A 22,250-nucleotide genomic window follows, 5' to 3' on the forward strand; every position below is an offset into this window, starting at 1 on the left:
GGTGTTAGCAGCCAAGGAGAGTATCTCGTTTGCGCACCAACTATGTGCTGATTGACTACGAGAACGTGCAGCCATCGGCGCTGGCGGCGTTAGAAAAGGAACATTTCCAGATTTACGTCTTTGTCGGCGCGAACCAGGCCAAGGTGAACTACGAGATCGCGGACACTCTTCAGCGTCTCGGGCCGAAGGCGAGCTACGTGAAGATCGCTGGCAACGGTCCAAACGCTCTCGATTTTCACGTCGCGTTCTACATCGGCCAGCTAGCCGCAGCTGATCCAAACAGCTTCTTCCACATCATTTCGAAGGACACCGGCTTTGATCCATTAATCGCCCACCTCAAAACCAAAAAGATCTACGCGTGCCGTTCGAAAGACATCGGCGACATGCCGATTGTAAAGGCCGCAAACTCCAAGAGCCCGGCGGAAAAGCTCGAAGTAGTTGTCGCCAACCTCAAGCAGCGCGGGTCGTCGCGACCGCGCACAGTCAAGACCCTGGCAAGCACGATTAGTTCGCTATTCCAGAAGGCTCTAGCTGAGGACGAACTGTCATCTTTGCTCAAGGCGCTCCAGAACAAGGGTTACGTGTCGGTCAATGAAACCAAGGTCAGCTACTCACTTCCCGAGCAACGCTGCTAACAATTCGTCCAAGCCGACGCCGCTTCGCGGCGCGGCTTAACTCAGGTGTTAGGCCTCAGAAGAAGATTCTCGCATGAGCCAACAAGAACAACTGCTCGCGTTTGCCGTCTACGAGATCCGCCTTCTCTTGGCTGGACACCTCGGTAGCCAAAGCACATCCGAGCTACCGGTTCGTGCAGCCGCACATCTGGCCTACGCCTTGCACAATGAGGCTGATAATGCGCTTCGGGGCAACACGTTCGACGCCGAACAAGCCATCGAGAGGCTTGGCGCAGTTGATCGTATGCTCGGCACTGACTTCCAAGACCGATTCGCCAAGGCCACATCTAGTGAGGCCTAACAAGTCATTCAAGCCGAACCCGCTTCGCGGGTCGGCTTAACTCAGGTGTTAGGCCGCGGATGAGACATGGGCACCACTCATAGATTTATTGCAGACCCCACCGAACCTTCCGAAGTCCTCGAATGGTTCCGTTCTCTCAGCCAAGCCCCGATGGAGATACCGTCGGCCCGAGGACTCGTCCTTTCCTTCCCTGCGTACGGGCCGCTTTCCTATCGTCCGGATGGAACCATTGACCCTGGCGGATCTCCGGTCGTCACTGTCTTTCTCCCTCGTATCCGTCGCGGTCAACTCTGGACCGTCGGAGAGGTGCATTTTCTTTCCACTCCGCTTCGGCAGAAGTTCCCAGGCTTGCACAAAATTAGCTCTTTGCTCGGCAAGTGGTTGTCCCAGCTTGAGTGCGTATATTCAAATAAGCGGCCCGATAACCCGCTTAGCTACTATCTAGAGGGCTCCGTGAAAGACTACGATCCGCCTGTGTTCGCATTCGACTCCGGCATGCGTGCCCTACAGAGTGGCCGCTATTTCGTCGCGGACGGTGACAATGAGGCCAGGCTTGATTCCCTTTGTAAAGCACTCCGGTTGCGCGGCGTTGACTGCGCCGCGGCCTAACAATTCATTCAAGCCGAAGCCGCTTCGCGGCTCGGCTTAATCCAGGCGTTAGGCGGATATGGAACCTTGCGCCCTCACGAAGCTACAGAGGCAACGAAAACGTCTGCTACAGAGCTACGTGATACACCTCGCTTGGTTCACTGCCATGATCGTCACAGCTGTCACCCACGCATCCCGGGCCACAATCGCCGCCGCGATCCTGCTGGCGTTGGTAACGGTGCCACCGGTGATCGCGTACGCAACTGCGGTTCACCGGACCTGCCGATCCATCGATCCCCGAGCCAAGACCATCGGACTGGCCCCAATGCTCATCATGACCGTGCTGTTCACGCCTTTTGAGTCGGGTCTCGTGGTCCCAGCCAGAAATCTATGGGTTTCGGGCAAACTCCTTCGACAGGCGCGGCTCACCGGTCAGGTGCCTAATAGCTCATTCAAGCCGAAACCGCTTCGCGGTTCGGCTTGACTCAGAGTGCTAGGCGCCCAAATGATGCGGCTGTGGCGATCTGTAGTAGCAGCTGCGGTACCTGGCGCCATCCCGTGGGTGGGGCTCGTCAGCCATGCGCTCTTCGATGCCTACATATGTGGAAACTGCGATCCGAAATTCGGCTGCGCAGGAGACGTACAAATCTTTGCTTTCGTTACTGGTGTTGCTTGGTGCTGCTCGGTGGTGGGACATGCACCAGCATGCTTCGTCTTTCGCGACGTGTTGTATCGCGTGAACACCTGGCGGCTCACCGCAGCGATCATTGCTCTGACTATTGGCCAAGGCACACTGTTCGCGCTGGCTGACAGCCACCTGCCTGGCATCACCCTTTTTGGCATGATGGCCGCGTGGGTGGGGCTTTCGGCGGTCTACGCGTTGTTGGTGCTCGCTGCCTTGAGCCTCTGGGCACCTGACTAATCACTCAAGCCGCCCACGCGTGGCAGCGTGGCTTGACTCTTGTGTTACGCCATGGAGGCAACATGCATATTCGTACCGCGGCACTGGCATTGCTGATCTTCGCTCCCGTTGCCGGTGCCATCGGGATCGACACTCCCTTCGATGCTGCGAGGAGCCAGGGTCGCGAGGACGCAACCAATCCTGAGTATCAGGAGTGGTACTTGGGGGAGATGCGCCCTGCGTTTGCGCCCGCGTTCCAGGCTGGCCTGGGCCGCTGCGCGTCGCTGGCACAAGGGGAGGAACTCACTACCCTGGGCCTGGTTTTCGTAGTCGAGGCGGATGGAGCGGTAGGAGACTTCTTTACGAGCGCCGACACTGAGTTCGCGCATTGCCTTGAGGAGTCGATCCGGGCACGGACGTACCCACCAGCTCCGAAGGACAGGTTCTACTTCGGTCTCGACTTTGCGCCGCATCCCACAAACACCTAGGTGGCGGTGTCGCACCCGACGGTCCATTCGGTCCGGGCCCGTTTTTCAAGCGGGCCGCCCCGCTGAGCCAATGCTGTAGCATCGACGCAGCACAGCTGCACTGCGGCTGACGGGGGCGTAATGGGGTACCTGTTCCTGCCTTGTTGGCGTTCTTCGCGGTCATCCGCATCTGGGATTTCGCGAGGGAAGGCCTGCGCGCTCGCCCGCTCGCGTCCTCGGCTATGCCGGCTTCGGCCTGGTCCTGGGTTCCGTGGCCTTGAGGTTCGGGCCTTGAGTTTCAAGGAGATTGCATGAGAAATCTGCTGGCCATCGTCTTGCTCGCCCTCCCGTTCCCTGCGCTTGCCGCTGGCTCGCCACCGATTCCCGTCGAACACCCCGCCCCGTCGGACCCGGACGCCTGGAAGGGCGCACAGCCGGACGTCCGGGTGCGCGTAAAGCCGATCCGCGACACCGATTCGTTCCTTGTCAGTGCGGTGGTTACCGACGCCCGGGACGGGCGGGTGCTGGCGGGTCCCAGCTTGACCGTGAAGCCCGGCGTGCCCGCGAAGGTCGAGGTCGGCACGACCGGCGCACCGGACGCGATCAGCTTGATGTTCTCCGTCACCGTCGCTCCCGATGGGCGGTCCGCGAGCTACCGTTCCGAGGTCCGTAACAACTCCGTTGTTGTCTCGGCGCAGGACGCGGTTCTCGCCCTTACGCCCTGAATCGATCCAAGGAGGGGGTACATGGGGAGCTTCAGTCTGTGGCACTGGCTCGTGCTGGTCCTGATCGTCTTCGTACCGGCGATGGTGATCGGCCTCGCCGTCTGGGTCGCAGTGCGGCTGTCGAGACGCGGGGCGGGTCGCCTGGAGCGTCAACCTGGCGGCAAACCCATGCCGGCTGAGGTTTCCGAGGCAGGCGACCGGTTACGACGCCTGCAGGATCTCAAGGAGCAGGGCATGGTCAGCAGCGCGGAGTACGAGATGAAGAGATCGCAGATCCTCGATCAGGTTTGAGCGGCCGCCTCCGGACGCGTCGGTAACCGCCATGGACGGTCTCCTCTACCTCGCAGCATTCCTCGCCGTCGCTTTGGGCATGGCCCATTCACTGCTCGGCGAGCGCTACATCCTCCGGCGGCTGTTCCGCCGAGGTGATCTGCCCCGCCTCTTCGGCGGCACCGAGTTCACGACGCGGACGCTGCGCTTCGCCTGGCACATCACCACGGTGGCCTGGTTCGGCTTTGCCGGATTGCTGGCGCTTGCGGGCCGCCACGGCCCCAACGCGTCCAGCATGCTCCAGGTCATCGGAGTGACCTTCCTTGCGTCCGGCGTGCTGCCGTTGGTGCTCACCCGCGGCAAGCACCTGTCCTGGGTGGTCCTGTTTGCGATCGGCGGCATTGCGCTGTGGTGCGCCGGATGAGCGTCCTGGCCATGCGGGCTGCCCTTGTCGCCTTGCTCTTCCTGAGCCTCGGGGCGTGCCACGCACCGGTGCGGCAGGAGCAGCCAGCCCGTGTGCTGTTCGTCGGCAACAGCCTCACCTACTTCGGCAACGTCCCCGCGATCTATTCCGCCCTTGCCGCTGCGAATGGGGAACCTGCCGACGCGGACATGATCGTCCAGGGCGGGGCCACCCTCGCGCAGCGGGTGGCCGACCACTCCGTGGGCGATGCCTTGGCAGGACGCCGGTATACCGCCCTGGTCCTCCAGGAGCGCGGGGGCGATCTCCTGTGCGCCTTCGGCCCTGACTCGTGCGCGGACTCACGCCACGCCATCCGGAACCTCTCGGATCTCGCCAGCCGGAACGGGGTCCGGGTCGTCCTCCTCGGCACCTACCAGTCCCACCCGGCGGCCTCGCAGCGCCTGGTGGAAGCGGAGGCACAAGCTGCGGACGAGGCGGGGATCGCCTATGTCGAAGTGTCGGAAACGCTCCGGCGACTGCGCAACGTGCAACCGGAGCTGGACTGGTTCGCGGCGGACGGTATGCACCCCGGCAAGGACCTGGCCCTGCTCAATGCAGTACTCGTCTACCGGGCCTTGCATGGAGCGCTCCCCGCCCCGGGGCCGCTGATGGTGAAGGCACCGATCTACGGCAGCGACAGCGGGCTGGAGGCATCACTCAGGCCGGCGGATGCTCCGCCGCCGCGGCCAGGCACGCCCATGGTGGTGCAGTACCCGGCGCGGACGATGGAAGCGCTGCTGGCCCACAATGGGCCACTCCCCCACGCATGGAGTCCGCCATGACCGACCCCACCTACACCCCGCCGCGCGTCTGGAAGTGGGAGGCCGCCAGCGGCGGCAAGTTCGCCAGCATCAACCGGCCGGTCGCCGGGCCGACGCACGACAAGGCGCTCCCCGTCGGCGAGCACGCGCTGCAGCTGTATTCGCTGGCCACGCCCAACGGGATGAAAGCGGCGATCATGCTCGAGGAGCTGCTGGAGGCCGGACACGCCGGTGCCGAGTACGACGCGTGGCTGGTCACCATCGGCGAGGGCGAGCAGTTCGGCAGTGGCTTCGTCGAGATCAATCCCAACTCCAAGATCCCGGCCCTGCTCGACCGTGGCATGGACCCGCCGGTGCGGGTGTTCGAGTCCGGCTCGATCCTGCTGTACCTGGCGGAGAAGTTCGGCGCCTTCCTGCCGACCGACACGGCGCGCCGCACCGAGTGCCTGAACTGGCTGTTCTGGCAGATGGCCAGCGCGCCGTTCGTCGGCGGCGGCTTCGGGCATTTCTTCGCCTACGCGCCGGAGAAGTACGAGTACCCGATCAACCGCTACACGATGGAGACCAAGCGCCTGCTCGACGTGCTCGACCGGCAGCTGGCCGACCATCGCTACGTGGCGGGCGACGAGTACACCATCGCCGATATCGCCAACTGGCCGTGGTTCGGGCAGATCGTGCGCGGCGAGGTGTACGAGGGCGCCGCCGAGTTCCTCGACGCCGCCAGCTACCGCAACGTGGCACGCTGGGCCGGGGAGATCTTCCAGCGCCCAGCTGTGCAGCGCGGCCGCATGGTCAACCGCACTTGGGGCGAGCTGTCTGAACAGCTTCATGAGCGGCACGCGGCCAGCGACTTCCAGGACCGTACCGCCGACCGGCTCGCTGGTCCGTAGCGGCAAGGGGAACGCGCCGCCGGCACCAGGCGGCGCGTCCAGGGTTTTTGCTCAGGGGGATGGCGCCGCTTCGAGCTGGTAGAAGTTGCCGCGCTGGCTGAGCAGCTCCAGCGGTCCCGTGCCTGCGGTGTCCTGCACGCTCCATAGCTCCTCGTGCACGTAAATCCGTCCCCCGTGCCGGGAGACCGGCACCCAGCGCCGCTCCATGAACAGGTAACAGCCGTTGACCCCGGGGGTGCATTTGGTGGTCCAGCCGCTGTGGTCGCGGTAGCGCCGCGCCACCATCATCCCCTCCGCCAGCTCCCAGACCAGCGGTGACCAACCCACCCCGCGAACATCGACGGACACCTGGCGCCCGGTCTGCCCGGGGCCGTCCAGGACGATGAAAAAATCGACCGGCTGCCCACCGGCGTCGGTGGGTTCGGAGGCATTGAACCCGGAGCGCCACGACCTGGCCAGGTTGCCGGCATCGAACTCCAGGCTGCCGTCCCGCACGGCGGACATGGCGAAGATTGTCTTGCTGCGGCCGTCGGCGAGCCGGAAGGCGCCCACCACTCCATCCCCTTTCCGGCCGTCCTGCAGTACGCGCACGAACTCGGCAGCATCCCCGTCGCCGTAGGAGACGTGCAGGCGCCCACGTCCATCCAGCGTCCAGGCGAACGACTGCCCGTCGTCGAGCACCGCGCCACCGCCACCAATGTCGAACCGGTGCAGCGCGTAGTTCGATCCGGAGGTCCTTTCCTCGCTGCCCCGGCCGTAGATCTCGGGCCGGTGCAGCTGCAGCGCGCGGACGGCGGGGATCTCCCCTGCCCGGAAGGGAACCTCGGCCACTCCATCCCGATATGCGAGCACGGAGCGCGTGTGGGTGCTGGCGACGTCGGGGTGCTCCGGGTTGTCGGGGTGGGAAACGACGTTGTGGGAGGTGACGGCGAAGATGTCGCGCCCATCACCACCTGCGACCAGGGGAGTGACGTCCAGTCGCACGGTGCTGAAGACCTGGCGGACCTGCGCGCCGTCGCGGTATCCGACGTACTCCCGCGGCCGCGGGGTGTCGAGCATGATGGTCGCCGCGGGACCGGACATGACCCACGTCGCCCCGGTGTCCAGGACCGGCCGGGTATCGACGTAGGTGCCAGAGCCGCCAGCCTCCAGGACCAGGCGCTCGCCACCAATGACGCCCACGCGGATCGTGCCGGCCGCGCTGCCCGGCAGCAGCCATTTCGCTCCCGTCATGGCTGCAATGTCCGCAGGGGCGATCACCTCCGGGTCCGTCAGGGTGGCGGCGATGGCCGCATCGATCGCGCCGGGGGCAGCCGCATCGACAGAGTCCATGAACCGTCGATACGCGTCGGCATCGCTGATCAGCTCCATGGTGTCCCTGACGCCCCGGGGCAACGCGTGGCTGCCGTCGACCACCAGCTTCAGTGCCGCCGACATCGGCAGCAGCTCGTCCAGGTCCATCGCGGACCCCACGGCAGCGAGTCCCGCCCCGCTCTCGATCGGCTCGCCGTCGTTGGCCAGCTGTGCCAGGAAGGCATGTGCCGTGCTCAGGCGGCTGACCTGGACCTGGTTGTTCTCGTCGCGGGTGAGGATGCCGTCGCTGCCCGCTTCCACGCGAAGGTGCTCGAAACCGCCGACTATGCTGGCCAGCACGATCTGCCCCTGGCGGCTCTCCAGCCGGACGACCCGATCGCCCAGACCGATCACCTCGATCGCGTAGTTGCCGCGGACATCCGCCCTGGTGCCGAACCGATGGCCTCCGACCCACGCCGTGACCGCTGCGCCGCCACTACCCTCGGTCACCCGCCCCTCCAGCCTCAGCGCCTCGCCCACATCGATGGTCACCTGTGCCATGCCGGGGCGGCGTGGGGTCTTGACCATGTAGCTCAGCGTGTCGCGACCGGTAAACCCCGGGTTGGGCGTGTAGACCACCTGCTGGCCCACTACCTTCGCCCGCCCGTTGGCGGGACGCCGGAGCAGGTGCACCGGGGTGTTCCAGCCAGCCCCCGGGTCGTTGGCCAGCACGTCAATGCGGATGGTCCGGCCGCGCGCGGTGACGGCGGCATCGTCGATGGCCCCGTCGCCCAGGCGCGGCCCCGGATCCCGGGCGGTCGCCGCGGCCGTGGTGCAGGCCATCAGGCCGCCCAGCAAGGCGCCGACGATCCAGGTCGTTCTCTTGATCATGATCCACTCTCCCTTTGGATGAAGATCGGCCCCGCGGCGCCCGGCAAAGGGGGAAAGGCCGGGCGCACACGGGGCCGAATGCTGGTAGATCGCGATCTGCGGGCGGGAACTGCCAAGGTGTGCACAATCGGCGCCCGGCTCGGCGGCCTGGCCGGGGCGCACGCAGCTAAACTGGCGGGCACATGAGCATCGTCCTGCCCCTGGCCGAACCCGCACCCCGCAGCTCCGCCGGCGAGCTGGAGCGCCTGGGCAAGCGCCTGCGCCACCAGGTCGGCCAGGCGATCGCCGACTTCGGAATGATCGAGGACGGCGACAAGGTGATGGTCTGCCTGTCCGGCGGCAAGGACAGCTACACCATGCTGGACGTGCTGCTGCAGCTGCAGCGCAAGGCACCGGTGAAGTTCGAGCTGGTCGCGGTGAATCTGGACCAGAAGCAGCCCGGCTTCCCGGAGCACGTGCTGCCGGAGTACCTGCGGTCCATCGGCGTTCCCCACCACATCATCGAGCAGGACACCTATTCGGTGGTGACGCGCGTGGTGCCCGAGGGCAAGACCCTATGCTCGCTGTGCTCGCGCATGCGCCGGGGCTCGCTGTACACCTGGGCGGCCGAGAACGGCATCACGAAGATCGCCCTGGGCCACCACCGCGACGACTTGGTGGCGACCTTCTTCCTCAACCTGTTCTTCCACGCCAAGGTGTCGGGCATGCCGCCCAAGCTGCTGTCCGACGACGGCCGCCACGTGGTGATCCGCCCGCTGGCCTACGCCGCCGAGGCCGACATCGCCCGCTACGCGCAACTCAAGGCGTTCCCGATCATCCCCTGCAACCTGTGCGGCAGCCAGGAGAACCTGCAGCGCAAGCAGGTGCAGCGGATGATGGCCGAGTGGGAGCGCGAGACGCCGGGGCGGATCGAGACCATCGCCCGGGCCTTGGGCGACATCCGGCCCTCGCAGCTGGCCGACCCGAAGCTGTTCGATTTCCTCGGGCTCAGGCCCACCCAACCGGATTCCTGAATGTTCTTCCGCAACCTGACCTTCTTCCGCTACCCCACCTCGCTCAAGCTCGACACCCTCGACGCCGGACTGGACGAATGCCAGCTCCGCCCCGTCGGCCCGCTGGAACTGTCCACCCGCGGGTTCATCTCCCCCTACGGTCGTGACTCCGAAGTGCTGGCCGCCCGCCAGGGTGACGCAGTGTGGGTGACCCTCGGCGGAGAGGACCGGCTGCTGCCGGGCGCGGTGGTCAACGACATGCTCTCGCGCAAGCTCGACGAGATCGAGGAGAAGGAAGGCCAGCGCCCCGGCGGCCGCACCCGCAAGCGGCTGAAGGACGAGCTCATCACCGAGCTGCTGCCGCGCGCCTTCGTGAAGCCCTCGAAGACCGACGCGCTCATCGACACCACCCACGGCGTGATCGCCATCGACACCTCCAGCCGCAAGACCGGCGAGGCGCTGGTGAGCGAGGTGCGTCGCGCCCTGGGCAGCTTCCCGGCCCTGCCGCTCAATGCCGAGATCGCCCCCCGTTCGGTGCTGACCGGCTGGGTCGCCGGCGGCGAGATGCCCGAAGGCCTGGTGATCGGCGAGGAGTGCGAGCTGCGCGACCCGGTCGACCAGGGCGCGGTGGTCAAGGTGCAGCGCATGGACCTGCACAGCGACGAGATCGCCCGCCACCTGGAGTCCGGCAAGCAGGTCACCCGCCTGGCACTGAGCCTGGACGACCACGTCAGCTTCGTGCTGGGCGAGGACCTGGTGGTGCGCAAGTTCAAGCTGCTCGAGGGCGCCGTCGACGAGCTGGAGTCCACCGATGCCGACGACGTGCGCGCCGAGATGGACGCCCGCTTCATCCTGATGGCGGCCGAAGTGAAGCGGCTGTTCTCGGTGCTGGAGTCGGCCATGAAGCTGAGCCGCGCCGAGGGGTGAACCCCGTTGCGCCGTCATCCCCGCGCACGCGGGGATCCAGGGACCTTCCTCCGGCATCGCCATCCACCCGAGCCTCCCTGCAGGCCGTCCTCCCCGACGGCCGCACGGTCGAAGTCCCCTACGCCCGCCACCCGCGTGCCCGCCGCATCAAGCTCTCGGTCGATGACCGCGGCGCCCGGCTGACCTTGCCCCCGCGCGCCAGCCTCGCCGCTGGCGAGCGCTTCGTGGCCGAGCACGCAGGCTGGCTGGCCACGCAGCTGCATCGCCACGCGCCGCCGTCGCAGGCGCCACTCGAGCCATTCGCGACCGCGTCCCTGCCGCTGCAGGGCGCCGAGCGCCCGTTGCGCTGGCAGCCTGCCCGCCTTGCGCGGCTGGGCGAGGACCCCTCTGATCCGGACGGGCTGCTGTTCGAATTCCCGGAACGGGCCACCCCCGCCGCCGCGGTGCGGGTGCTGCGCGAGTTCTATCTCGCCCACGCCCGCGCGCAGGTGGGTCGCTGGCTGCCTTCGTACCTTTCCGGTCTGCCCCGCGCGCCCCGGTCGTTCCGCATCCGGCCCGTGCGTTCGCAATGGGGCTCGCTGGCGCCGGACGGGACCGTGTCGCTGGACCTGGCGCTGGTGCTGGCGCGGCCTTCGGCCTTCGAGTACGTGCTGGTGCACGAGCTTTGCCACCTGCTGCAGGCCAACCACTCGCCGCGATTCTGGGCGGAGGTGGAGGCGCGGTTCCCGGCCTGGCGGGAGGAGCGGGATTGGCTGCGGGAGAACGGGGGTAGGGTGAAGGCGCGTTTGAAGGCGTTGCTGGGCGGGGGTGCCGGGAGCTGACTCGTGGGTTCCCGCTTTCGCGGGAACGACGGGGGCAGGGCTCAGGCGGTGCCTTCGAGGAAGCCGCGCAGCTCGCCGGCAACGCGCTCCGCCTGCTCCATGTGCAGGTGGTGCCCGCCTTCCAGCGTGACCAGGCTGGCATCGCGCAGGCAGGCATACCGGGCTTGCCGCTGCTCCTCGGGGAAATACGACTGCGGCGGGTTCGCGTACACCACGCGCACCGGGCACTCGATCGCGGCGAGGATGCCGCGCACCTGGCCTTCGGTCATGCGCACGGCGGTGGGGCGGGTCAGGCGCGGGTCGCTGCGCCAGCTGAAGCCGGGAGGCTCCTCGCCGCCGCGCACCGGGGCGATCCCGCGCTCGACCAGGAGCCGCGCGGCTGCCTCGTCGATCCCACCGGCCGCGACACGCGCCTTGAGCGCAACCGCGGGATCACGGAAGCGCCGCAGCGGGCGCTGCGGGGCCGCGCTGGCGGCGAAGGCCTCCTGCAGGCGGCGGCCGCTCTCGGCCTCTTCCTCGGTCAGGGCGCCGAGCGACTCGATCACCGCCAGGCGCTGGATCCGGGCCGGCATCGCGGCGGCCATCACGCTGGCGACGGCGCCGCCCAGCGAGTGGCCGAGCAGCACGAAGCGCTCCCAGCCCAGCGCATCCGCCGCGGCAAACACCGCGCGCGCGGTGTTGGGGACGGTGTACTCGGCCGCGGGTGGCAGGTGTGCGCTGGCGCCGTGGCCGGGCATGTCCAGGGCCGCCAGCTCGATGCCCGGCAGGTGCTCCTGCAGCGGCAGGAAGCTCGCGGCGTTGTCGAGCCAGCCGTGCAGCGCCAGCACCCGTGGCGCGCCGGGCGGTCCCGGGCGGCGCAGCCCGGCCAGCCGGCCGAACGCGGTGTCGACGGCGAACTCGCGCATCAGTCGCGGTCCAGGTGGCGCCTGGCCAGGGCGGCAATCACGTCGGCGTGCCCGGGGCTGTCGTTGAGGCAGGGGATGTAGCGCAGCTTCCCGCCGCGCGCGGCGAACTCCTCGGCCAGCTCCATGGAGATCTCCTCCAGCGTCTCCAGGCAGTCGGAGGCGAAGCCCGGGGCAATCACGTCGACCTCGCGCACGCCCTGGTCGGCCAGCCGCTGCAGGGTGCCGGAGGTGGACGGCTCCAGCCACTTCGCCTTTCCGAAGCGCGACTGGTAGGACACGTCCCACTGTCCCGGCTCAAGGCCCGCGGCGGCGGCGATCGCGGCGGCGCTGGCCTCGCACTGGCGCTGGTAGGGGTCGCCGTTGTCGACCACCTTCTGCGGCAGCCCGTGGAAGGAGAACAGCAGGTGCGCCGGCCCGTGCTCGCGGTGGCGGGCGCGGATCGTAGCGGCCACCGCCTCCACCCAGGCCGGGTCGTCGTGGTAGTCCTGGACCACGCGGATGCCGGTGCCGCCAACCCGGTCGACGACGTCCTGCATCGAAGCGGTGGTGGTGGTCGAGTACTGCGGGTACAGCGGCACCAGTAGGATGTCCTCGAATCCCGAGGCGCGCAGGTCCTGGAGCACGGCGGCCAGCGAGGGGTTGCCGTAGCGCATCGCGTCGACCACCCGCACGCCGGGCATGCGCTCGGCCACCGCGTCGGCCAGTCCGCGTGTGTAGACCGCCAGTGGCGAGCCGCCCTCCATCCAGACGCTCGCGTACTTCGGCGCCACCTTCGGCGCCCGCAGCGGCAGCACCACCCCGTGCAGCAGGGGCAGCCAGAACAGGCGCGGCAGGTCGACGACGCGGGGGTCGCCCAGGAACTCGCCCAGGTAGCGGCGCACGGCCGGCGGGGTGGGGGAATCGGGGGTGCCGAGGTTGGCGAGCACGACGGCGCTCGAGGCCCGCGCGGGCGCGGGTGCACTGGCGGTGGAAGCGTTCATGCGCCCAAGGATACCGGGGGCAAGCGGAACGCCCGCCCGCCAACCGTTGGCTGAACGTTCGCGCCGGTCCGCGGTCGAAGCCTTCACGGGCCTCTATATTGGCCCGGTCCCGCCATTCACCGCCGGAGTGCACATGTCGATCCTGCCGCGCCTTGCCACCGTTGTCCTCGCCCTTGCCGTGGCCCTGCCGGCGACCGCCGGCGTCCAGGAGGACGAGCGCGCCCGCAACTCGTTGCGCGTGCTGCAGGAGATCCAGGCAATCCCCGAGTCGGGCATCCCGGCGGCCATGTTCGACGAGGCCAAGGCAATCGTCGTCATCCCCGACACCCTCAAGATCGGCCTGGTCCTGGGCGGCCGCCGCGGGCACGGGCTGCTGTCGGTGAAGACGGCCGACGGCACCTGGTCGAACCCCGCGTTCGTGAAGCTCACCGGCGGCAGCATCGGCTTCCAGGCCGGCGTGCAGTCCTCGGACGTGGTGCTGGCCTTCACCACCCAGCGCGGGCTGGACTCCATCGTCAACGGCAAGATCACCCTGGGCGCGGATGCCTCGGTCGCCGCCGGCCCGATCGGCCGCACCACCGGCATGGCCACCGACGGCCAGCTGAAGGCGGAGATCTGGTCCTGGTCGCGCGCGCGCGGCCTGTTCGCCGGCGTGGCCCTGGACGGCGCGGTGCTGACCATCGACGACGAGGCCAACCAGGCCGTCTACGGCGCCGGCACCACGCCGCGGATGATCTTCGAGGACCGCGCCCCGCAGCGTCCGTCCGCCGAGGTGGTCTCGTTCCGCGACCAGCTGGAGGAAGCCTCCGCGGCCGCCCACGCGAGCCGTGCCGGCAGCGTTCCCGCGAGCCGAGCCGCGACGGCGCCGGCCGTCGCCCCGGCGGCTCCTGCCGCGCCCGCCGCCCAGCAGGATTGGGGCAGCCAGCCGCTCAACGTCCCCGCCGGGCAGGAGCGTCCGAGCGCGCCGGCGCAGCAGGGCTTCCAGCCGGTAGAACCGGACGAGGACCGCGTCCGCAGCGAGCCGCTTCCCTGAGCGGCCGCCTGTCATCGTAGGTGCGGGGACCCTGCGGTATCCTGAGCACCGTTCACGGCTCCGGCAGGTTCAACCATGGGCACTTTCAGCATCTGGCACTGGGTCGTCGTGCTGGTCATCGTGGTGCTGGTGTTCGGCACCAAGCGCCTGAAGAACGTCGGCCGTGACGTTGGTGAGGCGGTCAAGGGCTTCAAGCAGGGCCTGTCCGACGAGGACGCCGACAAGCCACGGCAGCGGCTGCCGGACGAGCGCCCCGGCGACGCCGACGACGTGGCCGCGCGGCGGCGCGAGGACGAGCCCGCCCCGCGCGACCGCGACGGCCGCTGACGTCGGGCCGGGGGCCCGGGTGGCATGTTCGACATCGGCTTTACCGAGCTGCTGCTGGTCGCAGTAGTGGCGCTGGTCGTGCTCGGTCCCGAGCGGCTGCCGCGGGCGGCGAAGTTCGCCGGCCTGTGGGTGCGCCGGGCGCGCGCGCAGTGGTACTCGGTGAAGTCAGAGTTCGAGCGAGAGATCGCCGCCGACGAATTGCGCCGCAGCATGGACCACGCCCGGGCCTCGATGCAGGAAACCGAAGCGGCCGTGCGCGAGACCCGCGCCGGGATCGAGCGCGATGCCGCCGGCCTGGAGCGCGCCGCCCGGCGAAGCCCGGGCGACGGAGCCGCGGGGCAGCGGCCCGATCCGCCGGTCGAGGACCCGCGCCCGGACACTCCGCCCGAGGGCGATCCCGATCCCGTCGAACCGCCGCTGCATGATCCGGACCCGGGGACACCGGCACCGGACGAGCCGGGGCACCCCGCCCCCGTCCGCGAACCGGACCCGCCGCGGGCACCCCGCGAAGCCCCATGAGTTCCTCCGGATCGATGCCGGACGCCGGCCCCGAAGCCACCGAAGCCCGCCTGGTCGACCATCTGGTCGAACTGCGCGCCCGGCTGCTGCGTGCGATCGCGGGGCTCTTGCTGGTGCTGCTGGGCCTGCTGCCGTTCGCCAACCGCCTGTACGGCTGGCTGGCCACGCCGCTGCTGGAGAAGCTCCCGCCCGGCGGGCAGCTGATCGCGGTCGAGGTCGCCAGCCCGTTCTTCGCGCCGCTCAAGTTGGCCTTCTTCGTCGCCTTGCTGGCGACCATGCCCTGGCTGCTGTACCAGGCCTGGGCCTTCGTCGCGCCCGGGCTGTACCGCCACGAGAGGCGGCTGGCCGCGCCGCTGCTGGCCACGGCGGTGGGCCTGTTCTACGCGGGCTGCGCCTTCGCCTTCTGGCTGGTGCTGCCGATGGTGTTCCGCTTCCTGGTCATGGTCGCGCCGGAAGGGGTCGCGATGATGACCGACATCAACGCGTACCTGGACTTCGTGCTGGTGGTGGTGCTGGCCTTTGGGCTGTGCTTCCAGCTGCCGGTGGCGCTGGTGGTGGCCTCGGCGCTGGGGCTGGTCACCCCGGCGCAGCTGCGCGAGGCGCGTGGCTACGCGATCGTCGGCGTCTTCATCGTCGCCGCGGTCATCACCCCGCCGGACGTGGTGTCGCAGCTGATGCTGGCGATCCCGATGTGCCTGCTGTACGAGGCGGGCATCATCGCCGCCGGCTGGGTACGGCCGCGGCGCGAGGCGTGACGGCGCCCATGCAGGAGGCGGTGGTTCGCGGTCCCCACGCCGCCGGATTCTGGCAGCGCGCGACGGCGTGGTCCCTGGATGCGCTGGTGCCGGGACTGTTGGCGCTCGTGTTGTCCTGGCCGCTGCTGGCGCCTGCGCTGGCGAGGCTGGAGGCGGTGACCGACGCGGGTCTGCACGAGCTGGCCTCGGCCATGGCAGAGGCGCTCCATGCGCAGATCGGGGGCAGCGCGGGGCTGGCCGACCTCCCCCTGCTGCTCCTGCCCCCGACCCTGCAGGCCGCCGCCCGGCTTTCGCCCGCCGTGTGGGCGGCGCTGTGGCCGCCCCTGCTCGCGTTCGTGGTCCTGCTGGTGGCCTGGTTCGGCGGGTTCGAGGCCTCGCGCGCCCAGGCGAGCCCCGGCAAGCGGCTGCTGGGACTCCGCGTCACCGGGGCCGACGGCGACCGGTTGGGCCTTGGCCAAGCGCTCGTCCGGCAACTGGCGGGCAGCCTCTCGTGGGCCACCCTCAACCTGGGGCACCTGATGGCACTGGCCGGGCCGGAGCACCGCGCGCTGCACGATCGCCTCGCGCGTACCCGGGTCGTGGCGGCGCGGCGCGGACTGCCGGCGTGGGCCTGGCCCTGGCTGCTGTTCGCCATGCTCGCGCCCGTGGCCGCGGCCGGGTGGCTGGGCAGCCGCACGGCGGCGCGGCTGCAGTACCTGCTCGAGCAGGCGTTCTGGTACTAGGCCACCAAAGGAAAAGGGCGGCCCTGGGCCGCCCTCCCCGTTCCTGACGGTCGCCGGTCAGGCGCCGACCGAAGCGGCCTCCACCGGCAACGGGGCGTCGTCCGCGCCGCCGCAGATGTCGCGCCACAGGTGGTAGGCGATCCCGATGCCGACCACCCACAGGACGAGCATGAAGGCCAGGTACAGCGGCACGCCGAGCACGAGGCCCAGCCAGGCCCCGGCAAGCTTGGCCAGCATCCCGACCACCAGTGCGAGGATGCCGGCGACGATGGCGACCGCGATCGCCGCCGCGATCACCACCAGCAGCAGTACCACCAGCGGCAGCAAGTTGCGGAAGGTCCCGGACAGGCCGTCACCGACGGAACCGAACACCCCGCGCCCCTTCAGCGCGATCTGGCAGGCACCGATCGCCTGCACGGCGTACATCACCAGCCCGACCACGACCGTGACGACCATCGCCAGGGCGATCCCATCGGGCAGAGCCAGCATCGCCGGGTCCATCGTGGTGGGATCGGACATCGTCATCATCCGGGCATACCAGCCCAGCGCGTCGCGGGCGAGCACGGCCAGCAACAGCCCCAGCACCGCGTACTGCAGCAGCGTCAGCACCAGCGTGAAACCGATGACCCGCAGCGAGGCGCCAAGGTCGCCAAAGCCGGCGAACACGCGCCCGGCGCTGGTGGGCCGCCCGTTCTCGACGTCGTCCACCAGGCGCAGGAAGCCGACCAGCAGCATTGAGATGACCACCACCACCGCGACCATGGTCACCGCCATGCCCGCCACCATCGCGCCCGCCGAACCCATGCCGGCCAGCAAAAGGCCCTGCACGATCCCGAGCCCGAACATCAGCGCCACCATGGCGACCACCGCCAGCGCCGCCCCCCCGAACAACGCGCGCGGGTTCCCCCGCCCGAGGTTGATCGCGTTCTTCAACCAGTCCACGCCGGCCGAAGCCGATACCGATCGGATCATTTCCCTTACTCCCCTGGTCCTTCAGGCCGCCTTCCCCAAGGCGGCGCCCATGCGTGGCGGCCGGCCGCGCGCGCGCCGCTCGGGTCAGGCGTGGAAGCCCGACCCGGTGTCTTCCGGCTGCAGCGGAGCCGAGGGCAGCCGGTCGCCGAACACCTGGCGCCAGCCGTAGTACATGGCGCCGGCGGCGACCGGGACGACCGCCGTGGTCACCAGAACGCCGGCGAGCAGCTGCGCCCATGTCGCTCCGATCGCGATCCCGAGCAGGCTGGTCACGAGGGTCGCGAGCAGCATGACCATCACGCTGAACACGACGCTCACCAGCATGTAGACCAGCAGCGCCGGCAGGTTGCGCGCACCGGCGCGCATGCTGGTGCGCAGCGCCTGGCCGGCGGTCAGGTCGGTGAACATCACCAGCGCGGTGTAGAAGAAGGTGTAGACGCCCACCAGCACCGCCACCACCACCATCACCGCGAACCAGCCCAGCAGGCGGCCCGCCGGCAGCTGCGCAATCAGCGCCGGGTCCGGCTGCCCGCCGGACGGGGTGGTCTCGATGATCCGCTGCATCAGGGTGATGCCCTCCCCACCGAGCATCAGCACCAGCAGCAGTGCGATGAGCAGCATGAAGGCGACGGCGATCAGCACCAGCACCAGCAGCCTGGCGACCTTGCCCGAGCCGAACGCGGCGAACAGCGTGCCGACCCCAGGCGACTGCCCCTGGTCGGCCTGGCGGATCGCCAGCAGCACCCCGCCCATCAGCACGACGCCGAGGGCGCCGACCACCAGGCTCAGCACCGGGATGCTGGCCAGCACGCCGTAGAGCAGGCCGATCACCAGCAGCGGGCCGGGATGGCGCCGCACCAGCGCGATGCCGTCGAGCAGCCACTGCGCGCCGCTGCCTGCGTTGACCTTGTTCGGTTCCATCTTGTTCCCCGGTATTCGTTGGACGCGCGCGTTCAGCGCGCCGCGTTGCGTGAATGATGCACGAAACGGCGCAGGACCCGGCGTGCCTGCGGTGCCGCGCCGACCGCATCGATCAGCGCGCGCACGTCGAAGCCCTCTTCGGCCAGCACCGCCGCCCGGGCCTGGATGTAGCCCCGCATGTGGGCGGCGCTGAACTCCGGGTGGAACTGCACGCCCCAGGCGTTGTCGCCGACACGGAAGGCGTGGCAGGGGTCATGCTCGGCGCGGGCCAGCACCACCGCGCCCGGCGGGGGCACCGACACGTGCTGCACGTGGGTCATCTGCGCCGGGAAGCGCTCTGGCAGCGGTGCCAGCAGCGCATCGTTGCGCGCTTCGGGCAGCAGCTCGACACCAAAGGTGCCCATGCGCCGCCCCTCCGGGTTGTCGACCACGGTCCCGCCCAGGGCATGCGCCAGCAGCTGGTGGCCGTAGCAGATCCCCAGCACCGGCAATCCGGCCTTGGTGGCCTCCGCCAGCCAAGCCGCGGCGCGCTCGCTCCACTCCCGGCGCTCGGTGACCATCGCCGCCGAACCGCTGACCACCACGCCCGCGAACGCGTCGAAGCCCGGCAGCTCGTCGCCCCGCTCCACGTCGACGGCCACGGCGTCGTCCCGGCCCAGGCCGGCGGCCACGCGGATCCAGTGGTCGAAGCCGCCGTGGCGGCGAAGGGGCGCTGCCGGCTGGCCGGCGACGAGGATCAGGAACGGGGAGGACGAACGGGACGCCAAGGCACTGCCTGCAAGGGTGAACGGGGGTGGGCCGTATACTAGCGGGCTTCCCGCACGCCCCGATGACCCATGGCCGAAGCCCCCGCCGCCGGCACCGCGCCGCCGACCTTCCAGCAGCTGATCCAGCGCCTGAACGACTACTGGGCGGCGCAGGGCTGCGTGCTCATCCAGCCGCTCGACCTCGAAGTGGGCGCGGGCACCTTCCACCCGGCGACCTTCCTCCGCTCGCTCGGGCCGGAGCCGTGGAACGCCGCCTACGTGCAGCCCTGCCGCCGCCCGACCGACGGCCGTTACGGCGAGAACCCCAACCGCCTGCAGCGCTACTACCAGTACCAGGTGGCGATGAAGCCCTCGCCGGACAACATCGTCGAGCTCTACTTCGACTCGCTGCGCGCGCTCGGCGTGGACCCGCTGGTGCACGACCTGCGCCTGGTCGAGGACAACTGGGAGTCGCCGACGCTGGGTGCCTGGGGCCTGGGCTGGGAGGTCTGGCTCAACGGCATGGAGGTGACCCAGTTCACCTGGTTCCAGCAGGCCGGCGGCCTGGAGTGCAAGCCGGTACTGGGCGAGATCACCTACGGCCTGGAACGCCTGTGCATGTACCTGCAGGGCGTGGACGACGTGTTCGACCTGGTGTGGACCCACGGCCCGGACGGCACCCCGGTGCATTACCGCGACGTCTACCACCAGAACGAGGTCGAGCAGAGCGCCTACAACTTCGAGCACGCCGATGTCGGGGTGCTGCTGCGGCGTTTCGACGAGTGCGAGGCCGAGGCCGCGAAGCTGGTCGAGCTGGACCTGCCGCTGCCCGCCTACGAGCAGGTGATGAAGGCCAGCCACTGCTTCAACCTGCTCGACGCCCGCCGCGCGATCAGCGTCACCGAGCGCCAGCGCTACATCCTGCGGGTGAGGAAGATCGCCCAGTCGGTGGCGAAGGCGTACTTCGCCCAGCGCGAGAAGCTGGGCTTCCCGGGGCTGAAGACGGAGCGCGCGGCATGAGCGAGGCTTTGGGTACCGCGTTCCTGCTGCTCTATTCGGCACCGGCCGCCTTCGCGTTCTTTGCTGCCTACTGGGCGCAGCAGAACAACCGCAACCCGTGGGTGTGGTTCGTGTTCGGACTGGTGCTGATGCCCATCGCGGGCGTGATGCTGCTGATGCTCAACCGCGACCGTCCGCCGGCCCCCGCCGGGGAGGACCTGGGCGCCCACCTGTCGATCCGCAAGGACATTCCATGAGCCAGATGCAACCATTGCTGATCGAACTCGGCACCGACGAACTCCCCGTCAAGGCGCTGCCGGGGCTGTCGCAAGCGTTCTTCGACGGAGTCCTGGCGGCGCTCGAGTCGCGCGGGATCGCCGTCGAGCGCGGCGATGCGAAGCCGCTGTACACCCCGCGCCGGCTCGCGGTGCTGCTGCCGGCGGTGGCCACCGAGCAGCCGGAGCAGAAGTCCGAGGTGCTGGGGCCGTACCTCAACATCGCCCTGGATGCCGACGGCCAGCCCACCCGCGCGCTGCAGGGTTTCGCCACCAAGGCGGGGGTCGAGTGGACGGCGCTGGAGCGCACCACCGATGCCCGTGGCGAGCGCTTCGTGCACCGCTCGGTGAGGCCGGGCGCCACCACCGCGGCGCTGCTGGGCGAAGTGATCGCCGAGGCGATCGACGCCATGCCGATCCCCAAGCCGATGCGCTGGGGTGACCACGCGCACGCCTTCGCCCGGCCCGTGCACTGGCTGGTGGTGCTGCTCGGCGACGAGGTCGTCGAAGCGACGGTCATGGACGTGGCCAGCGACCGCCACAGCCGCGGCCACCGCTTCATGCACCCGGCGGCGGTGCGCATTGATGCCCCCGGCGGTTACGTCGAGGCCATGCGCGCGGCGAAGGTGCTGGTCGATCCGGCCGAGCGCCGCGGGCGCATCGTCGAGCAAACCGAAGCGGCCGCGTCCGCCGCGGGTGGCACCGCGCGCATCGACCCGGGCCTGCTCGAGGAGGTCAACGGCCTGGTCGAGTGGCCGTCGGCGGTGGCCTGCAGCTTCGACGAGGGCTTCCTCAAGGTCCCGGCCGAGGCACTGGTCGCGACCATGGAGGCCAACCAGAAGTTCTTCCCGGTGCTGGATGCGGAGGGCCGGCTCACCCGCCACTTCGTCGGCATCGCCAACATCGAGTCGAACGATGTCGACGAGGTCCGCAAGGGCTACGAGCGGGTGATCCGCCCGCGCTTCGCCGACGCCCGGTTCTTCTTCGAGGAGGACCTGAAGGACGGGCTCGCGGCGATGAACGAGGGCCTGGCCAACGTGACCTACCAGGCCTCGCTGGGCAGCGTGGCCGACAAGGTGGCGCGGGTCGGCGCGCTCGCCCAGTGGATCGCGCCGCAGGTCGGCGTGGATGCGGCGCTGGCGGGCCGCGCCGCGGGGCTGTCCAAGGCGGACCTGCAGTCGCGCATGGTCGGCGAGTTCCCCGAGCTGCAGGGCATCGCCGGGCGCCACTACGCCACCGCCGCCAGCGAGCCGGCGGAGCTCGCGGCGGCGCTGGACGAGGCCTGGATGCCGCGCTTCGCCGCCGATGCGATCGCGCCCTCGCCCCTGGGCCGCGTGCTGGCGATCGCCGAGCGCCTGGACACCCTGGCCGGTGGCTTCGCCGCCGGGCTCAAGCCGACCGGCAACAAGGATCCTTTCGCCCTGCGCCGCAACGCGCTGGGCCTGGCGCGCACGCTGATCGAGGGCGGCATCGACCTGCCGCTCGACGCCCTGCTCGCACGGGCAGTGGAAGGCGTGGGCGAGGTGCAGGTGGGCAAGCAACCGTCGCGCGCGGACGCGGGCGAGTTGCGCGGCTTCGTGCATGACCGCCTGCGTGGCTACTACGCCGAGCGCGGCATCACCCCGCAGCAGTTCGAGGCGGTGCTTGCGGTCGCGGACAGCGGGGGCGGCCTGTCGCTGCCGGACTTCGACCGCCGGCTGCACGCGATCGCCGACTTCTCCAGGCGCCCGGAAGCCGAGGCACTGGCCGCCGCCAACAAGCGCAGCCGCAACATCCTGCGCAAGGCGGAGGCCGAGGTTCCGGAGGCCGTCGACGCGGCGCTGCTGGTGGAGGACGCCGAGCGCGAGCTGGCCGCGGCAGTGGACGCCGCCATCGCCGATACCGACCCGCTGCTGGCCGCGCGTGACTACGTCGCCGCGCTGGCGCGCTTGGCGAAGCTCCGGCCGCAGGTGGACGCGTTTTTCGATGCGGTGATGGTCAATGCCGAGGACCCGGCGCTGCGCGGCAACCGGCTGGCCCTGCTGCGGCGCCTGAGCGACCGGCTCGGGGCCGTTGCCGCCATCGAGCACCTGTCGACCTGATGCACCGGGCGCCGCGGGCCCGCCGGTGACGGCCCGTGGACGCCCGGACGG

Annotated in this window: 27 protein-coding genes; 21 read left to right on the forward strand and 6 right to left on the reverse strand. The window is 69.4% G+C overall.

Annotated elements, in window-relative coordinates:
* The first annotated feature begins 29 nt into the window (after positions 1-29).
* The 10 genes from G545_RS0110530 (at position 30) to yghU (ending at position 6,040) form a co-directional block, all read left to right on the forward strand.
* Positions 30-635 carry a PIN domain-containing protein gene (locus tag G545_RS0110530; RefSeq protein WP_027070344.1) on the forward strand — a complete coding sequence of 202 codons (606 nt, stop codon included), beginning with the start codon at positions 30-32 and terminating at the stop codon, positions 633-635.
* 73 nt (positions 636-708) lie between these two features.
* Positions 709-975: a hypothetical protein gene (locus G545_RS15415; protein ID WP_081677855.1), complete on the forward strand. Its 267-nt coding sequence runs from the start codon at positions 709-711 to the stop codon at positions 973-975.
* Between the two features lie 754 nt (positions 976-1,729).
* Entirely contained in the window at positions 1,730-2,047 is a 318-nt protein-coding gene (locus G545_RS15670) for a hypothetical protein (protein WP_154656574.1), read from the forward strand.
* A gap of 21 nt (positions 2,048-2,068) precedes the next feature.
* Complete coding sequence (locus G545_RS15675) at positions 2,069-2,485, forward strand: hypothetical protein (RefSeq protein WP_154656575.1); 417 nt, start codon at positions 2,069-2,071, stop codon at positions 2,483-2,485.
* Between the two features lie 62 nt (positions 2,486-2,547).
* The gene (locus G545_RS0110540; protein WP_027070346.1) at positions 2,548-2,952 is read left to right on the forward strand and encodes a hypothetical protein; all 405 of its coding nucleotides are present in this window, start codon (positions 2,548-2,550) and stop codon (positions 2,950-2,952) included.
* Positions 2,953-3,242: 290 nt separating this feature from the next.
* Complete coding sequence (locus tag G545_RS0110545; protein WP_027070347.1) at positions 3,243-3,656, forward strand: hypothetical protein; 414 nt, start codon at positions 3,243-3,245, stop codon at positions 3,654-3,656.
* Between the two features lie 21 nt (positions 3,657-3,677).
* Positions 3,678-3,947 (forward strand): Sec-independent protein translocase family protein, encoded by a 270-nt coding sequence (locus G545_RS0110550; RefSeq protein WP_027070348.1) that lies wholly within the window; start codon positions 3,678-3,680, stop codon positions 3,945-3,947.
* Positions 3,948-3,978: 31 nt separating this feature from the next.
* Complete coding sequence (locus G545_RS0110555) at positions 3,979-4,350, forward strand: hypothetical protein (protein WP_027070349.1); 372 nt, start codon at positions 3,979-3,981, stop codon at positions 4,348-4,350.
* Positions 4,347-5,171 carry a hypothetical protein gene (locus G545_RS0110560; RefSeq protein ID WP_027070350.1) on the forward strand — a complete coding sequence of 275 codons (825 nt, stop codon included), beginning with the start codon at positions 4,347-4,349 and terminating at the stop codon, positions 5,169-5,171. The genes G545_RS0110555 and G545_RS0110560 overlap by 4 nt, the downstream gene beginning before the upstream one ends.
* Positions 5,168-6,040, forward strand: a complete 873-nt coding sequence (gene yghU, locus G545_RS0110565) for a glutathione-dependent disulfide-bond oxidoreductase (RefSeq protein WP_027070351.1) — start codon at positions 5,168-5,170, stop codon at positions 6,038-6,040. Before G545_RS0110560 ends, yghU begins: the two co-directional genes overlap by 4 nt.
* A gap of 51 nt (positions 6,041-6,091) precedes the next feature.
* On the opposite strand, the gene G545_RS0110570 is transcribed toward yghU, so the two are convergent.
* Positions 6,092-8,224, reverse strand: coding sequence for an Ig-like domain-containing protein (locus G545_RS0110570; protein WP_027070352.1), 2,133 nt, complete (start codon positions 8,222-8,224; stop codon positions 6,092-6,094).
* Positions 8,225-8,406: 182 nt separating this feature from the next.
* On the opposite strand from G545_RS0110570, the gene ttcA reads away from it, so the two are divergent.
* The 3 genes from ttcA to G545_RS14455 are packed head-to-tail and all read left to right on the forward strand — an operon-like array spanning position 8,407 to position 10,964.
* Positions 8,407-9,237 carry a tRNA 2-thiocytidine(32) synthetase TtcA gene (gene ttcA / locus G545_RS0110575; RefSeq protein WP_027070353.1) on the forward strand — a complete coding sequence of 277 codons (831 nt, stop codon included), beginning with the start codon at positions 8,407-8,409 and terminating at the stop codon, positions 9,235-9,237.
* Positions 9,238-10,143, forward strand: coding sequence for a recombination-associated protein RdgC (locus G545_RS0110580; RefSeq protein ID WP_027070354.1), 906 nt, complete (start codon positions 9,238-9,240; stop codon positions 10,141-10,143).
* The gene (locus tag G545_RS14455) at positions 10,140-10,964 is read left to right on the forward strand and encodes a YgjP family zinc-dependent metalloprotease (RefSeq protein WP_052106762.1); all 825 of its coding nucleotides are present in this window, start codon (positions 10,140-10,142) and stop codon (positions 10,962-10,964) included. The genes G545_RS0110580 and G545_RS14455 overlap by 4 nt, the downstream gene beginning before the upstream one ends.
* A 41-nt stretch (positions 10,965-11,005) precedes the next feature.
* On the opposite strand, the gene G545_RS0110590 is transcribed toward G545_RS14455, so the two are convergent.
* Complete coding sequence (locus G545_RS0110590; RefSeq protein WP_027070355.1) at positions 11,006-11,869, reverse strand: alpha/beta fold hydrolase; 864 nt, start codon at positions 11,867-11,869, stop codon at positions 11,006-11,008.
* Entirely contained in the window at positions 11,869-12,849 is a 981-nt protein-coding gene (gene hemH / locus G545_RS0110595) for a ferrochelatase (RefSeq protein ID WP_052106912.1), read from the reverse strand. The genes G545_RS0110590 and hemH overlap by 1 nt, the downstream gene beginning before the upstream one ends.
* A 133-nt stretch (positions 12,850-12,982) precedes the next feature.
* On the opposite strand from hemH, the gene G545_RS0110600 reads away from it, so the two are divergent.
* The 5 genes from G545_RS0110600 (at position 12,983) to G545_RS0110620 (ending at position 16,205) form a co-directional block, all read left to right on the forward strand.
* On the forward strand, positions 12,983-13,882 hold the full coding sequence (locus G545_RS0110600; RefSeq protein WP_043711703.1) for a lipid-binding SYLF domain-containing protein: 900 nt from the start codon (positions 12,983-12,985) through the stop codon (positions 13,880-13,882).
* Between the two features lie 75 nt (positions 13,883-13,957).
* On the forward strand, positions 13,958-14,209 hold the full coding sequence (tatA, locus tag G545_RS0110605; protein ID WP_027070358.1) for a Sec-independent protein translocase subunit TatA: 252 nt from the start codon (positions 13,958-13,960) through the stop codon (positions 14,207-14,209).
* Positions 14,210-14,233: 24 nt separating this feature from the next.
* Positions 14,234-14,728 (forward strand): Sec-independent protein translocase protein TatB, encoded by a 495-nt coding sequence (gene tatB / locus G545_RS15420; RefSeq protein WP_027070359.1) that lies wholly within the window; start codon positions 14,234-14,236, stop codon positions 14,726-14,728.
* A 14-nt stretch (positions 14,729-14,742) separates the two neighbouring features.
* Positions 14,743-15,483: a twin-arginine translocase subunit TatC gene (gene tatC / locus G545_RS0110615; RefSeq protein ID WP_027070360.1), complete on the forward strand. Its 741-nt coding sequence runs from the start codon at positions 14,743-14,745 to the stop codon at positions 15,481-15,483.
* Positions 15,480-16,205 carry an RDD family protein gene (locus G545_RS0110620; RefSeq protein ID WP_027070361.1) on the forward strand — a complete coding sequence of 242 codons (726 nt, stop codon included), beginning with the start codon at positions 15,480-15,482 and terminating at the stop codon, positions 16,203-16,205. The genes tatC and G545_RS0110620 overlap by 4 nt, the downstream gene beginning before the upstream one ends.
* Positions 16,206-16,262: 57 nt before the next feature.
* On the opposite strand, the gene G545_RS0110625 is transcribed toward G545_RS0110620, so the two are convergent.
* The 3 genes from G545_RS0110625 to G545_RS0110635 form a co-directional block, all read right to left on the reverse strand.
* Positions 16,263-17,177, reverse strand: a complete 915-nt coding sequence (locus G545_RS0110625) for a hypothetical protein (RefSeq protein WP_154656576.1) — start codon at positions 17,175-17,177, stop codon at positions 16,263-16,265.
* 84 nt (positions 17,178-17,261) lie between these two features.
* The gene (locus G545_RS0110630) at positions 17,262-18,098 is read right to left on the reverse strand and encodes a BPSS1780 family membrane protein (RefSeq protein WP_027070363.1); all 837 of its coding nucleotides are present in this window, start codon (positions 18,096-18,098) and stop codon (positions 17,262-17,264) included.
* Between the two features lie 32 nt (positions 18,099-18,130).
* Complete coding sequence (locus G545_RS0110635) at positions 18,131-18,865, reverse strand: glutamine amidotransferase (RefSeq protein ID WP_027070364.1); 735 nt, start codon at positions 18,863-18,865, stop codon at positions 18,131-18,133.
* Positions 18,866-18,934: 69 nt separating this feature from the next.
* Here G545_RS0110635 and glyQ point away from each other — a divergent pair, with 69 nt between their 5' ends.
* The 3 genes from glyQ to glyS are packed head-to-tail and all read left to right on the forward strand — an operon-like array spanning position 18,935 to position 22,199.
* Entirely contained in the window at positions 18,935-19,864 is a 930-nt protein-coding gene (gene glyQ / locus G545_RS0110640) for a glycine--tRNA ligase subunit alpha (protein ID WP_027070365.1), read from the forward strand.
* Complete coding sequence (locus G545_RS0110645) at positions 19,861-20,100, forward strand: hypothetical protein (RefSeq protein WP_027070366.1); 240 nt, start codon at positions 19,861-19,863, stop codon at positions 20,098-20,100. Before glyQ ends, G545_RS0110645 begins: the two co-directional genes overlap by 4 nt.
* On the forward strand, positions 20,097-22,199 hold the full coding sequence (gene glyS, locus G545_RS0110650) for a glycine--tRNA ligase subunit beta (RefSeq protein WP_027070367.1): 2,103 nt from the start codon (positions 20,097-20,099) through the stop codon (positions 22,197-22,199). The genes G545_RS0110645 and glyS overlap by 4 nt, the downstream gene beginning before the upstream one ends.
* The last annotated feature ends 51 nt before the right edge of the window (positions 22,200-22,250 follow it).

Origin of the sequence: Lysobacter defluvii IMMIB APB-9 = DSM 18482, from assembly GCF_000423325.1 — a bacterium.
GTDB classification, from domain to species: domain Bacteria; phylum Pseudomonadota; class Gammaproteobacteria; order Xanthomonadales; family Xanthomonadaceae; genus Novilysobacter; species Novilysobacter defluvii.